Raw genomic sequence first — 13,555 nt, forward strand, 5'->3', positions numbered from 1 at the left:
CGTAGCTGACTATCCGTCAGATTAGCTGTAGCCTGACGCGCTGTCAGCCATCGGATCAGCGTGGAAGACCGTGGGGGTTGCCGTGCTCAAGGACCGCACAGCCATCGTCGGGATCGGCCAGACACCCTTCGCGAAACACCTCCCCGAGTCCGAGAAGGCGCTCGCCTGCCGGGCGATCCTCGCCGCCCTCGACGACGCCGGGATCGACCCGTCCGAGGTCGACGGCTTCGCCTCGTACACGATGGAGGAGACGGACGAGGTGGAGGTGGCCAAGGCCGTCGGCGCCGGCGACGTCACCTTCTTCTCCAAGGTCGGCTACGGCGGCGGCGGTTCCTGCGCCACCGTCGCCCACCTCGCCGCCGCCGTCGCCACCGGCCAGGCCTCCGTCGGCGTCGCCTGGCGGTCCAGGAAGCGCGGCTCCGGCCCCCGCCCCTGGAAGAACACCGCCGTCCAGCTGCCCACCCCCGGCCAGTGGACCCGGCCCTTCGGGCTGCTCCGCCCCGCCGACGAGATCGGCATGCTCGCCCGCCGCTACATGCACGAGTACGGCGCCACCCGCGACCACCTCTTCAACGTCGCCCTCGCCTGCCGCAACCGGGCCAACCAGAACCCGGCCGCGATCATGTACGAGCGCCCGCTGACCCGCGAGATGTACATGACCTCCCGCTGGATCAGCGAACCCCTCTGCCTCTTCGACAACTGCCTGGAGACCGACGGCGCCCTCGCCTGCGTCGTCGTCTCCGCCGAACGCGCCCGCGACTGCCGGCAGAAGCCCGTCTACGTCCACTCCGCCGCCCAGGGCCTGCCCGCCCAGCACCACGGCATGGTCAACTACTGGAACGACGACCCGCTTACCGGCCCCGCCTGGACCGCCGCCCGGCACCTGTGGAAGACCGCCGACTTCGGCCCCGAGGACGTCGACGTCGCCCAGATCTACGACGCCTTCACCCCGCTCGTCCCGCTCTCCCTGGAGGGCTACGGCTTCTGCGGCAGGGGGGAGGGGGCGGCCTTCACCGAGGGCGGCGCCCTGGAGATCGGCGGCCGGCTGCCCCTCAACACCGGCGGCGGCGGGCTCTCCGAGGCGTATGTCCACGGCTTCAACCTCATCACCGAGGGCGTGAAGCAGCTCCGCGGCGTCTCCACCGCCCAGGTCCCGGACGCCGCCACCTGCCTCGTCACCGCCGGCGAGGGCGTCCCCACATCGGCCGTTCTGCTGAGGAGTTGAGATGCTGACCCCCGTCATCGACGAAGACGGCGCCCCCTTCTGGGAGTTCGCCGCCCGGCGCGAGCTGCGCGTTCAGGGCTGCGCGGACTGCGGCGAACTGCGCTTCCCGCCCCGCCCCTGCTGCCCGCACTGCCGGTCCTTCGACAGCGAGTGGCGGCTGATGTCCGGCCGCGGCCGGATCTGGTCGTACGTCCTCCCCCACCCACCGCTGCTCCCCGACTACGCCGCCCAGGCCCCGTACAACGCGGTCCTCGTCGAACTCGCCGACGCCCCGCGCATCCGCCTCGCCGGCAATGTCGTCGCCGCCCCCGACGCGCCCCTGAACTCGGTCGACCCGGCCCGGCTGCGGATCGGCGCCGCCGTGCGCGTCGCCTTCACCGAGGTCGACGGCGTGACCGTGCCCCGCTGGCTCCTGGAGCGCGGATGAGCACCTCCGGCATGAGCACCTCTGGCATGAGCACCTCCGGCGTCCAGGTCGAGCGGGACAAGGAGACCGGGGTCGCCGTCGTCACCCTCGACCGGCCCGAGAAGCACAACGCCGTCACCCTGGAGATGGCCGGGCGGCTCGGCGAGATCTGGCGCGGCTTCCGTTACGAGGACGAGGTCCGCGCGATCGTCGTCACCGGGGCCGGCGGGCGGGCCTTCTGCACCGGCATCGACCGCGCCGACGCCGGCCGGGTGCCGCAGCCCTCGTCCCCGTACACGATCGACGATCCGCTGATCTCCATCGGCCCCAAGGCCAACGACCTGTGGAAACCGGTGATCGCCGCCGTCGAGGGCATGGCCTGCGGCGGCGCCTTCTATCTGCTCGGCGAGGCCGAGTTCCTGATCGCGGGCGAGGGAGCCGAGTTCTTCGACCCGCACGTCACCTACGGGATGGTCAGCGCCTTCGAGACCATCCACATGGCGCAGCGGATGCCGTTCGGCGAGGTCGCCCGGATGGCCCTGATGGGCGGCGCCGAACGCATCTCGGCCCGGCGGGCGTACGAGACCGGGCTCGTCAGCGAGCTGACGGCGCGCGGCGGGGCGCTGGCCGCGGCCGTGCGCGCCGCCGAGGTGATCGCCGGCGCGCCGACGGAGGCCGTGCAGGGCACCGTACGGGCCCTGTGGACGACCAAGGGGCCCGCCAGGTCCCAGGCCCTCGCCCAGGCCCCGCACCTGGTGACGCTCGGCAACCTGCCGGCGGAGCGGCAGGCCGAGCTGTTCACCGGGCGGGGCCGGGGCGGGGGTGGGGCCGGGGGCTTCCGGGTGCGCTGAGGGCGCACCCAAGCGTCAGGCGTCCGGCGTCCGGCGTCCGGCGTCCGGCGTCCGGCGTCCGGCGTCAGCCGATGGTGCGGTTGGCGAAGGCGACCTCGCAGCGGGTGTACTCGGAGCCGTCGCCCTTGCCGGTGTACGGGGTGCTCGCCTCGGTCGACTTCGAGGCGCCGCCCTCCACCCGCAGGTCGCTGACCTGCGCGATCGCGAGGTCGACGGTCTTGCCGGCGGCACCCTTGAACTGCAGGGTGGCGTCGTACAGGTACGCCGAGGAGTCGCTGTTGGTGAAGGTCAGCTTGGCGACCAGCTGCTTGCCGTCCGAGCTGAGCGCGCACTCGTCGATCTTGATGTCGCGCATGGCGCGGTCCCTCGACGAGCCGCCGACGCCGCTGACGCTGCCCGAGGAGCCGCTGGTGCTGCTGCCGTCGGAGCCGCTGCTGGAGTGGCTGGAGCTGCCGCCGGAGCCGTGGCTGCTGCCGCCGCCGCAGCTGGCGCCGTGGGAGCCGCGGGCGCCCGTGAGGGCGAAGACGGCGAGACCGAAGACGGCGATGGCACGGACATGACGAAGCTTCACGCTTCAACCCCCGTTGAGTGTGTGGTGTGTGCAAGTGCACAGGCAGAGTGAAGGTGCCCGTCGGCGAAGTTCATTGACAGGCGCACGACACCCTACTGGACGCTGACGCCCTCGATTTCACACCGCTTGACCTGACCGACGTTCTTCGGGTTCCGCATCGCAACATCGACGGTCCTGGCGGCGTCGCCGTCGACCGAGACCACGGTCTCGGCCCGGTCCACCGCCGTGCCGGCCGGCCCCTCGAACTCCACGACCACCTTGAACGTCCGCGCGTACGAGGTGTGCGAGACGACCTTCACCGTCGCGGTGGTGTCGGCCTTCCGGGCCGGCCTGCCCTTGCTCTTCTTCCGCGCGGGCTCGACGCAGTCGACGACGAACGCCTCGACGTCCGCCGTCGGCGACGAGGTCACGGTCGGATCCGGCGTGTACGTGGCGTCGTTCGACCCCGAGCCGCCGCCCGAACCGGCGTCGTCATCGTCGTCGTAGTCGTGGTTGCTCTTCTTGGAGCTGGAGCAGCCGCCGCCACCGCCACCGCTGCTGCTGCGGCTCTTCCCGCTCTTGCTCTTGCCACCGCCGTGGCCGCCGGTGCTCGTCTGGAAGCCGGTCAGCGCGAGCACCACCACCGTGAGCGTCGCCGCGAGCTTCAGCCTGGTGCGGATCATCGCCGCGCCCCCTGTCCGTCTCCCCATGGATTCGTCGTGCGCGCGTCACCCTAGCGCCGCACCGCCGCACCGGGCGCCCGGCGCCGCATGGCGGGGCCCAGGCACCCGGCGTAGCGTCGACAGCGAGAGCCGGACCAAGGGAGGCCGATCGGTGATCCGCAACATCATCGGCTCCGTCCTGGCCCTCGCCGGAGCGACGGCCGCCGTCTGGAGCCCCTTCCGTGCCTGGTACGACGGCCGTCACGGGCGCGACTACCCGATCGAGGACCTCTTCGCCGGCATCACCGACGCCAAGGCCGAGGTCATCGGCTCGATCCTGCTGCCCTTCGCCTTCGCCGCCGTGCTCACCCTCGCCGGGGTCGTCTTCCGCCTCCGCTGGCTGGTCGCCCTCGCCGGCTTCGTCGTGCTCGGTTTCACCATCCTGTGGATGGTCCGGGTCGGCCAGGCCCAGGGCGGACTCACCGTCGGCTCCGACGGGCGCGGCCTCGGCGACGGCGTCGCGAACGCGCTCGGCGGCGGCTTCCTGCTGCTTCTCGGCGCGGTCGTCATGTCGGGGCGCCCGAAACCGCACGCCACCCGGGTCGACCAGCCTCACGTACCCACGCACCCGACCCTCGACGGCCCGCCGACCCAGACGTACGACACCCCGCCTCCGCCGCCGGAGCAGGCCCCGGAGCCCTCCTCCGACGTGCCGTGGGACCCGGGGCGCGACGAGACACCGCCGCCCCCGGAGCACCGGGCCTAGGGCCTGTCCGACCCTGATCCACCGGACAGGCCCTAGGCCTTCCGTACGGGCTACGCGCCCCGGTTGGTCGCCGTGCCCTTCACCGCGTCGAGCGCGTACACGCAGCGGTCCTTGCTGCACGCGTACACGACACCGTTGCGGGCCACCGGCGAGCCGGTGATCTCGCCGCCGGTCGCCAGCTTCCAGCGCAGCTGGCCGCCGCTCGCGTCCAGCGTGTAGAGCACGTGGTCGGCGGAGCCGAAGTGCACCCGGCCGTCGGCGACCACGGGGGCGCCGATCAGCTCGCCGCCCGCCGCGAACCGCCACTTCGGGGTGCCGGTGACCGCGTCCAGGGTGTAGAGCGCGCTGCCGCTGCCGACGTGCACGTTGCCCGCGGCGACGAGCACCGGCTCGGTCGACTGGCGCTGCTCGGTGGCGATCCGCCAGCGGTCCTTGCCGGTCGTGGCGTCGAGCGCGTACACCGTGCCGAGGTGGTCGGCGAGGTACACCCCGCCGCCGGTGACCGCCGGGCCGGGCGCGAACGCGGGCGGCGACAGGAACACGGCCGGCGCCTCGAAGTGCCAGCGGACATGGCCGCTCGCGATGTCCACGCACAGCACCCGGGTGCCGGCCGCCACGTAGACGCAGCCGTCCTCGGCCGGGGCGAGCCGCACCGGCACATGGGCGCAGGAGGCGGCGTCGCCGATCGGGTACGACCAGCGTTCCGTGCCCGTACGGGCGTCGAGCGCGGCCAGCCGGGCGTCCCGCCACACGTACACGGTGTCGCCGTGCACCGCCGGGCCGCCCTCCGGCGTCTCGAAGTCGGTCTGGGCGCCGGTGAGCTCCCACAGCTTGGCGCCGTTGGAGGCCTCCCAGGCCTGGACGCCGCCGCCGCGGGTGCCGGTGACGACGGTGCCCCGGTCCACCTGGAGGGAGTACACCCAGGAGTCCGTGTGCAGCCGCCAGCGCTCGCCGCCGTCGTGCGCGTCGAGCGCGTACAGCGTCGGGCCGTCGGAGGCGTGGATCCGGCCCCCGGACACCGCCATCGACCAGGCGACGTCACGGGTCTTGAACTGGCGCCGGCCGCTCGCCGTGTCCAGGGCGTGCACCTCGAAGGAGGTCACGTAGAGCAGGTCGCCATCGACCACGGGGGTGCCCCACACGTCGTTCGACATCCGGAACCGCCACGGCCGCCAGTGGCCGGGCGCCTCGGGCGCCTGGGTGGCGCCGGTCTCCGGGGTACGGGCGGCGGGCCCGGGCCCCGCGAGCGGGCGGGAGCCGGGCGGCGGGCCGGGCTCGGCGCCGTTCGCGCCGCCGGGCGGCCGGATCCAGCCGGTGGCCGTGTCGGGCGAGGAGCCCGGGCCGACCCGGACGGCGGCCCGGGTGTCGGCCACCCGCGGGCCGGGACCGATCGGCACGGCGGCGCCGGCGAGCCGTACCGGACCGGGATCGGACGCCGACGCCGACGCCTGTACGGACACGGGCGCGGGCGACGGCGCGGGGTCGCCGGCCGGACCGGCGTGCCGGCCGCCCGGGAAGCGCGGGTCGCCGCCGCCCTGCCCGTCGGGGGCGCGCGGCGGGCGCGGCGGCATCGGCGGCTGCGCCGGGACCTGCGGGGCGGGCCGGCCGCCGCGGCGGGTCTCGATCATGGCGACGGCACTCTGCGGCAGCCAGGCCGCGGCGGTGCCGCTGTCGTCCTCGCCCGACCCGAAGAGGTGCGGGGCGAGCATCGCCTGCAGATCGGCCGGGGTGGGGCGCTGGGCGACGTCCATCTGCATGCAGGCGTCGATCAGCGGCCGCAGCTCGTCCGGCAGCCCCTCCAGGTCCGGGCCCTCGCGCAGCAGCATGAACACGGTCTCGACCGGGTTCGCACCGTGGAACGGCGCGTGCCCGGTGGCCGCGAAGACCAGCATGGAGCCGAGCGAGAAGACATCGCTGGCACCGGTGACGCTGCGCGAGTCGCGGGCCTGCTCGGGCGACATGTAGGCGGGGGTGCCGACGGCGACGTTGGTCATGGTCAGGCGCGTGTTCGAGACGCCCGACGCGATGCCGAAGTCGATCACCCGGGGGCCGTCCTCGACGACGAGGACGTTGGACGGCTTGAGGTCGCGGTGGACGAGCCCGGCGCCGTGGATGGACTGCAGGGCCTCGGCGACACCGGCCGCGAGCCAGCGCACCGCCTGGGCCGGGAGCGGCCCGCACTCGTTCACTATCTCTTCGAGGGAGGGCGCCGGCACGTACGCGGTCGCGAGCCACGGCACGGCGGCACGCGGGTCGGCGTCGACGACGGCCGCCGTGTAGAAGCCGGAGACCGCGCGGGCGGCCTCGACCTCACGCGTGAAGCGGACCCGGAACAGCTGGTCCTCGGCGAGCTCCGTCCGCACGGTCTTGATCGCCACGCGCCGCCCGGACGCCGAGCGCGCGAGATACACGAGACCCATTCCGCCCGCGCCGAGCCGGCCCAGCACCTCGAAGGGCCCGATCCTTCTCGGGTCGTGCTGCGTCAGCTGCTCCACTTGCCTGCCACCTCCCCGTAGGGCCATGAGATTACGGCCCCGTGGCCCCTGATTGTTCCTGTCCGGGGCGGTGGTTGCGAACCCGGGGGCGGATCGGGGTGTCCTATCTCATTTCGGAGGCGTGTCGGAGGCCGGGGTGGCGGGCGTGTCGCCGCGCGTCGCGTCCGATTCCTCCCGGTCTGCCGGGTCGGGCTCGGCAGCGGGTTCGGCGATTGACTCGGCGGTCGGCTCGGCGATTGGCTCGGCGATTGGCTCGGCCAGGACGGCGAAGCGGGCGCCCTGGTTGTCGTGGAGGACGGCGATGCGGCCGTAGGGGGTGTCGACGGGGCCTTCGGCGACGCGGCCGCCGAGGCGGACGGCGGTGGCGCAGGCCTCGTCGCAGTCGTGGACGGCGAAGTAGACGAGCACATGGCCGGGCATCTCGGCCGGGAAGGCGTCGGTGATCACGGCGCGGCCGCCGAAGGCGGTGTCGTCGCCGGGACGGGAGCCGGGCGGCGACCACACGCGGTAGTCGAAGCCCTCGGCGCGGCCCTCCGCGGCGGGGTCGACCTGGCGGCCGAGCCAGCCGAAGACGCTCGCGTAGAAGGTGTCGACCGCCTCGGGCTGCCGGGTGTACACCTCCAGCCAGCAGAAGGACCCGGGCTCGCCGGTCACCTCGAAGCCGTCGGCGTCGCCGGCCTGCCGCAGCCCGAAGACCGCTCCGCCGGGGTCGGCGGCGAGCGCGAGCACCCCGAAGGGCCCGACGGGGTACGGCTCCATCACCATCCGCCCGCCGGCCGCCTTCACCCGGGCGGCCAGCGCCCCGGCGTCGTCGGCGGCCAGATACACGGTCCAGGTGGTCGGCATCCGCCCGTCCCGCTTGGGCACGAGCCCGGCCACCCGCCGCCCGTTCAGCAGCGCCTCGTCCCGCGAGGCGTCGAAGCTCCAGCCGAAGAGCTCACCGTAGAAGCGCTTCCCCCCTTCGAGGTCGGGAAGCTGCGCGTCCACCCAGCAGGGGGTGCCCTGTGCGAATACGGCCATGCCACCAGAATGGGTCGGCCCGGGCGGCCGCGCACGCGCCCGAAAGCGAACGATTGTGCCCATTCAGGCGCCGGAGCCCTTGTCCTGCTTGGGTTGTCCACCGAAGTTGTCCACAGCCTGTTAATAAGCCTTATGAGGTGCGCGCTCGCGCTCGGACCCCTCCGCGCGGGCTCCGGAGACCCCTCCCCGCCCCCCCCCGGAGGCCCCGCCCGAAGGCCCGCTCAGCGGCCCGTCAGAGGGGGTGCACCCCATTTGCAGTCGGCCGAATCGCGCGTCGATCACCCCTCGGTAAGCTGACGGCATGACAGGACAAGTACGCACCGTCGACGGCCGCGTGGCCGGACGACGCGGCCAGGCGACGCGGCAGAAGCTGCTCGACTGCCTCGGTGAGATGCTCAGCTCCTCGCCCTACCGGGACGTCAAGGTCATCGACGTGGCCCGGAAGGCGGGCACTTCGCCCGCGACGTTCTACCAGTACTTCCCTGACGTCGAGGGTGCCGTCCTCGAGATCGCGGAGGAAATGGCCAAGGAGGGCGCCGGGTTGACCGAACTGGTCTCCGGGCGGTCCTGGGTCGGCAAGGCCGGCTGGCAGACCTCCGAGGAGCTGGTCGAGGGATTCCTCGACTTCTGGCGCAAGCACGACGCGATCCTGCGGGTGGTGGACCTCGGGGCCGCGGAGGGCGACAAGCGGTTCTACAAGATCCGCATGAAGATCCTGAACTCGGTCACCAACTCCCTCACGGACGCGGTGAAGGAGCTCCAGTCGAAGGGCAAGGTCGACAAGGACGTCAGCCCCGCGGCGATGGCGGGCTCGCTGGTGGCGATGCTGGCGGCGGTCGCCGGCCACCAGAAGGGCTTCCAGACCTGGGGCGTGAAGCAGGCCGAACTCAAGCCGAACCTCGCTCTGTTGGTGCACCTGGGGATCACGGGCAAGAAGCCGACGAAGTAACCCCGTGCCCCGGGAGCGCCCCGCTGCTCCCTTCACCCGTCCTGTCGCGCCGGCGGCGGTCCCGCCCGTACCTGTTCCGTACGGGAGGCCGCCGCCGGCGTTTGTTCGGCCCCGGTCAGCCCGGTCAGCCCGGTCAGCCCCGGTCAGTCCCCGCCCGGGGTCCGGGTCAGCCGGAAGAGGCGGATCTCGCGCTCGATCCGCGCCTGGTACGTGGCGTAGGGCGGCCAGAAGACGAGCGCCGCCCGCCAGGCCTCGGCGCGTTCGTCGCCGGTGAGCAGTCTGGCCCGTACGGGGAGGCTCTCGCCGCGCCAGCTGATCTCGGCGTCCGGGTGGGCGAGCAGGTTGGCGGTCCAGGCGGGGTGGCCGGGGCGGCCGAAGTTGGAGCCGACGAGCAGCCAGCTGCCGCCCGGCTCGGGCATGCAGGCGAGCGGGGTGACGCGCGGCTGTCCGCTCTTCGCACCCTTGGCGGTGAGCACCACGCCGGGCAGCATACGGGCGCTGAGCAGCACTTTTCCGCCGGTGAGCCGGTGCACGGCGCGGTCCATGGCGGGGATGAAGCGGGGCGCGACCTTCGCGAAGGCGCGGGTCGAGGAGACCTTCTGCAGCATGCGCAGTCCGACGGGCATCAGGCCACCTCTCCGGGGGTCGCGCCGAAGAGTCCGCCGCGTTCGGCGGCCCGCGCCCGGAGCCGTACCGCCGGGCCGAAGAGGAGTTCGTCGGCGGTCGCCCGCTTGAAGTACAGATGGGCGTCGTGTTCCCAGGTGATGCCGATGCCGCCGTGCAGTTGGATCGTCTCGGCGGCGGCCGCCCGCTGGGCGTCCAGGGCCTGGGCGAGGGCGAGCGCGGCGGAGACGCCGTCACCGTCCGTCGCCGCGCAGCGCGTGAGCGAGCGCGCCGACTCGATCTGGACGAGCAGGTCGGCGAGCCGGTGCTTGACCGCCTGGAAGGAGCCGATGGGGCGGCCGAACTGTTCGCGGGTGGCGGCGTGTTCGACGGTCCGGTCGAGGGCGCCGCGGGCGGCTCCGACGGCCTCGGCGGCGAGCATGACGGCGGCCCCCCGCCCGGCGGCGGCGAGCGCGCCGGGCACGTCGAGCGGCTCCTCCCCCAGCAACTCGGCTCGCACGTCCCGCAGTTGGACGGTCGCCTGGGAGCGGGTGAGATCGAGGGTGGGTTCCCGGTGCCGTACGAGCCCGTCCGCGTCCTCCGGTACGAGGAAGAGCAGCGTACGGCTGCGCGGGAAGCCGCCGGCGTGGGCGGCGACCAGGAGCAGTCCGGCGCTGTGTCCGTCGAGGACGTGACCGGCCTCGCCGTACAGGGTCCAGCCCTCGCCGTCCGGTGCGGGGACGGCCTGGATGCCGCCGGCGCGGCCGCCGCCCGCCCAGGGCGTGCCGGTGTTGTCGCCGGTGAGGCCGAGGGCGAGCGGGAGGGAGCCGCCGGGCAGGGCGAGGGCGCAGGTCAGGGTGCCGTCGGCGATCCGGGGCAGCAGCGCGGCGCGCTGTGCCTCGGTGCCGAGGGCGGCGACGAGCGGGGCGGCGAGGACGGCGGTGGCGAGCAGCGGGGTGGGGGCGAGGACGCGGCCGGTCTCCTCGCAGGCGAGGGCGAGTTCGGCGGGGCCGCAGCCGACTCCGCCGTACGCGGCCGGGAGGGCGAGGCCGGGAAGGCCGAGGGTGCCGGCCAGGGTGGCCCAGAGCCCGGTGTCGTATCCCTCGGGGGTGGCGACGGCGGCCCGGACGTCGGCGGGTCCGGCGCGTTTGGCGAGGAGCTCGCGCAGGGTGCGCCGGATCTCCAGCTGCTCTTCGGTGCCGGTGCCGGGGTCGGTGCCGGGGTCGGCGCCGGGGTCGGTGCCGGTTCCGAGAATGCCTCCGGTGCCGGGGCCGGGACCGGGGCCGGGGTCCGTGTCGGGGTCGGTGGCGGCGGCGCTGTCCATGGGCTGGGGCTCCCCTCCGTATCTGACGGGCCGTCATGCTAGAGCCGCGCGGGACAGAAGCACAGACCGCCGGGACCTCCGGATCGAGCCGAATCTGATGTACCGTCAGATCCATGCCCACCACCTCAACGGACCGCCGTCGTCGCGTCGCCGTCGTCGGCATATCCCTCTCCGACGTCGGCCGGGTCGACGAGGCCACGCCCTACGCCCTGCACGCCCAGGCCGCCCGCCGCGCGCTCGCCGACAGCGGCCTGGACCGCTCCGTGATCGACGGCCTCGCCTCGGCGGGCCTCGGCACCCTCGCCCCGGTGGAGGTCGCCGAATACCTGGGCCTGCGGCCGCGCTGGGTGGACTCCACCTCGGTGGGCGGCGCCACCTGGGAGGTCATGGCGGCGCACGCCGCCGACGCCATCGCCGCCGGGCACGCCAACGCCGTCCTGCTCGTCTACGGCTCCACCGCCCGCGCCGACATCAGGGCGCGCCGCCGCACCGGCAACCTCTCGTTCGGCGCGCGCGGCCCGCTGCAGTTCGAAGTGCCGTACGGGCACAGCCTGATCGCCAAGTACGCGATGGCCGCGCGCCGCCACATGCACGAGTACGGCACGACGCTCGAACAGCTCGCGGAGGTCGCCGTCCAGGCGCGGGCGAACGCGGCGCTCAACCCGGAGGCGATGTTCCGCGACCCGATCACGGTCGACGACGTGCTCGACGGCCCGATGATCGCGGACCCCTTCACCAAGCTGCACTGCTGCATCCGCAGCGACGGCGGCTGCGCGGTGCTGCTCGCGGCGGAGGAGTACGTACCGGACACGGCGAAGGCGCCGGTGTGGGTCCTCGGCACCGGCGAGCACGTCTCGCACACCACGATGTCGGAGTGGGCGGACTTCACCGTCTCCCCGGCGGCGGTCAGCGGCCGGCTGGCCTTCGAGCGCGCGGGCGTGAGCCCGGCCGATGTCGATGTCGCCGAGATCTACGACGCCTTCACCTACATGACCCTGGTGACCCTGGAGGACCTGGGTTTCTGCGCGAAGGGCGAGGGCGGGGCGTACGTCGCCGAGAAGGACCGGCGGGTGTCGGTGAACACGGACGGCGGGGGCCTGTCCGCCTGCCACCCCGGGATGCGCGGCCTCTTCCTGCTGGTCGAGGCGGTACGCCAACTGCGCGGCGAGGCACCGGGGTTGCAGGTGCGGCGGCCGGACGGCTCGCTGCCGGAGCTGGCGGTGGCGTCGGGGACGGGGGGCTGGTTCTGCTCCTCGGGAACGGTGGTCCTGGGCCGGGGCTGACCGCCCACCCCTCGGATCTATACAACCGTCATAGACAGATGTGTAGGACATCCGTATAGTCGCCTGTGCGGGGCCGGAAGCGACCCCGCACCACCCGACAAGGAGTCCTCTCGTGAGCTCTGCCAAGACCGTCCTCATCTCCGGCGCCTCGATCGCCGGCCCCGCCCTCGCCCTCTGGCTGCACCGCTACGGGTTCGCCCCCACCGTCGTCGAGAAGGCCCCCGCCCTGCGCACCGGCGGCTACAAGGTCGACCTGCGCGGCGGCGCCATCGAGATCTGCGCACGGATGGGCATCCTGGACGAGGTGCGGGCCCGCTCCACGGACATGGCGGGCGGCTCGTACGTCGACTCCCGCGGCCGCACGATCGGCGAGCTGCCGGCCGAGATCTTCGGCGGCCGGGAGGAGGGTGACGACGAGATCATGCGCGGCGACCTGGCCCGGATCCTGTACGAGCGCACCCGCGACGACGTCGAGTACCTCTTCGGCGACTCGATCGCGAGCCTGACGGAAGACGCGGACGGGGGCGGGGTCACCGTCACCTTCGACTCCGGCACCGTCCGCCGCTTCGACCTGGTGGTCGGCGCGGACGGCCTGCACTCGCACACCCGGCGGCTCGTCTTCGGCGAGGAGCGGCGGTTCAGGCAGCACCTCGGCGCGTACATCTCCATCTTCTCCGCGCCCAACCGGCTCGGCCTGACCCGCTGGGAGACCTACCACGCCCGCCCGCACAAGCTGGTCTCCGTCTACGCGACGGCCGGCGAGCAGGCCGGCACCGCCAAGAACTGCTTCGTCTTCGCCTCCCCCGCCGAACTCCCCTACGACCACCGCGATTCCGCCGCCCAGCAGCGGCTGCTCACCGAGGCCTTCGCGGGCGACGACTGGGAGATCCCGGCGCTGCTCGCGGACGCGGCCGGCGCGGAGGACTTCTACTTCGACTCGATCGCCCTGATCCGGATGGACCGCTGGTCGCGCGGCCGGGTCGTCCTCCTCGGCGACGCCGCCCACTGCGCCTCCCCCGCCTCCGGCCAGGGCACCGGCCTCGCCCTCACCGGCGCCTACGTCCTCGCCGGCGAACTCGCGGCGGCCGGCGGCGACCACGAGCGCGCCTTCGCGGCGTACGAGCGCGTGATGCGGCCGGGCGTGGAACTGAACCAGAGGTTCGCGGCGTCCTTCGCCAAGGAGATGGCGGTGTCCTCGCGTTGGAAGATCGCGCTGCGGATGTTCATGGTGCGGACCCTGCCGAAGACCCCGTGGAAGAACCTGATCGCGAAGAAGATCCGCGACGACATCCAGAGGGCGGCGAACGCGGTGCCGCTGAAGGAGTACGGGGCGGCGCCCGCCGCGGCGGCCGGGATGACGCCCGCGTCGGCCACAGCAGTTTGAACGGGTTCGAAATCCTCTTCCCCCTGTCGGACCCTCT

13 protein-coding genes are annotated in these 13,555 nt (G+C 73.4%); 7 read left to right on the plus strand and 6 right to left on the minus strand.

Annotated features, from left to right (window positions below):
• Positions 1-70 precede the first annotated feature (70 nt).
• Genes KV205_RS22685 through KV205_RS22695 form a run of 3 tightly spaced genes read left to right on the plus strand, consistent with a single transcriptional unit; the run spans position 71 to position 2,482 of the window.
• Positions 71-1,225, plus strand: coding sequence for a lipid-transfer protein (locus tag KV205_RS22685; protein ID WP_265866382.1), 1,155 nt, complete (start codon positions 71-73; stop codon positions 1,223-1,225).
• Position 1,226: 1 nt separating this feature from the next.
• Positions 1,227-1,652, plus strand: coding sequence for a Zn-ribbon domain-containing OB-fold protein (locus KV205_RS22690; RefSeq protein ID WP_265866383.1), 426 nt, complete (start codon positions 1,227-1,229; stop codon positions 1,650-1,652).
• Positions 1,653-1,678: 26 nt separating this feature from the next.
• Positions 1,679-2,482 (plus strand): enoyl-CoA hydratase/isomerase family protein, encoded by an 804-nt coding sequence (locus KV205_RS22695; protein ID WP_265866496.1) that lies wholly within the window; start codon positions 1,679-1,681, stop codon positions 2,480-2,482.
• Positions 2,483-2,546: 64 nt separating this feature from the next.
• On the opposite strand, the gene KV205_RS22700 is transcribed toward KV205_RS22695, so the two are convergent.
• Both KV205_RS22700 and KV205_RS22705 read right to left on the minus strand, forming a co-directional pair.
• Positions 2,547-3,053, minus strand: coding sequence for a hypothetical protein (locus KV205_RS22700; protein ID WP_265866384.1), 507 nt, complete (start codon positions 3,051-3,053; stop codon positions 2,547-2,549).
• Between the two features lie 92 nt (positions 3,054-3,145).
• Entirely contained in the window at positions 3,146-3,715 is a 570-nt protein-coding gene (locus tag KV205_RS22705) for a hypothetical protein (RefSeq protein WP_265866385.1), read from the minus strand.
• Positions 3,716-3,866: 151 nt separating this feature from the next.
• Here KV205_RS22705 and KV205_RS22710 point away from each other — a divergent pair, with 151 nt between their 5' ends.
• Entirely contained in the window at positions 3,867-4,460 is a 594-nt protein-coding gene (locus KV205_RS22710) for a hypothetical protein (RefSeq protein ID WP_265866386.1), read from the plus strand.
• Positions 4,461-4,510: 50 nt separating this feature from the next.
• Here KV205_RS22710 and KV205_RS22715 read toward each other — a convergent pair whose 3' ends face one another.
• Both KV205_RS22715 and KV205_RS22720 read right to left on the minus strand, forming a co-directional pair.
• A complete protein-coding gene (locus KV205_RS22715; protein WP_265866387.1) occupies positions 4,511-6,982 on the minus strand; it encodes a PQQ-binding-like beta-propeller repeat protein in 2,472 nt (823 codons plus the stop codon).
• A gap of 81 nt (positions 6,983-7,063) precedes the next feature.
• Complete coding sequence (locus KV205_RS22720; protein ID WP_265866388.1) at positions 7,064-7,975, minus strand: VOC family protein; 912 nt, start codon at positions 7,973-7,975, stop codon at positions 7,064-7,066.
• 301 nt (positions 7,976-8,276) lie between these two features.
• Between KV205_RS22720 and KV205_RS22725 the strand changes: the two genes are divergently transcribed.
• The gene (locus tag KV205_RS22725) at positions 8,277-8,924 is read left to right on the plus strand and encodes a TetR family transcriptional regulator (protein ID WP_265866389.1); all 648 of its coding nucleotides are present in this window, start codon (positions 8,277-8,279) and stop codon (positions 8,922-8,924) included.
• A 143-nt stretch (positions 8,925-9,067) separates the two neighbouring features.
• On the opposite strand, the gene KV205_RS22730 is transcribed toward KV205_RS22725, so the two are convergent.
• On the minus strand, positions 9,068-9,550 hold the full coding sequence (locus tag KV205_RS22730) for a nitroreductase family deazaflavin-dependent oxidoreductase (RefSeq protein ID WP_265866390.1): 483 nt from the start codon (positions 9,548-9,550) through the stop codon (positions 9,068-9,070).
• The gene (locus KV205_RS22735) at positions 9,550-10,851 is read right to left on the minus strand and encodes an acyl-CoA dehydrogenase family protein (protein WP_265866391.1); all 1,302 of its coding nucleotides are present in this window, start codon (positions 10,849-10,851) and stop codon (positions 9,550-9,552) included. The genes KV205_RS22730 and KV205_RS22735 overlap by 1 nt, the downstream gene beginning before the upstream one ends.
• Before the next feature lie 113 nt (positions 10,852-10,964).
• Between KV205_RS22735 and KV205_RS22740 the strand changes: the two genes are divergently transcribed.
• Together KV205_RS22740 and KV205_RS22745 are read left to right on the plus strand one after the other, a co-directional pair.
• Complete coding sequence (locus KV205_RS22740; protein WP_265866392.1) at positions 10,965-12,134, plus strand: acetyl-CoA acetyltransferase; 1,170 nt, start codon at positions 10,965-10,967, stop codon at positions 12,132-12,134.
• A gap of 112 nt (positions 12,135-12,246) precedes the next feature.
• Positions 12,247-13,518: an FAD-dependent monooxygenase gene (locus KV205_RS22745; protein WP_265866393.1), complete on the plus strand. Its 1,272-nt coding sequence runs from the start codon at positions 12,247-12,249 to the stop codon at positions 13,516-13,518.
• Positions 13,519-13,555: the final 37 nt, after the last annotated feature.

The organism is Streptomyces sp. SKN60 (assembly GCF_026236535.1).
GTDB lineage: Bacteria > Actinomycetota > Actinomycetes > Streptomycetales > Streptomycetaceae > Streptomyces.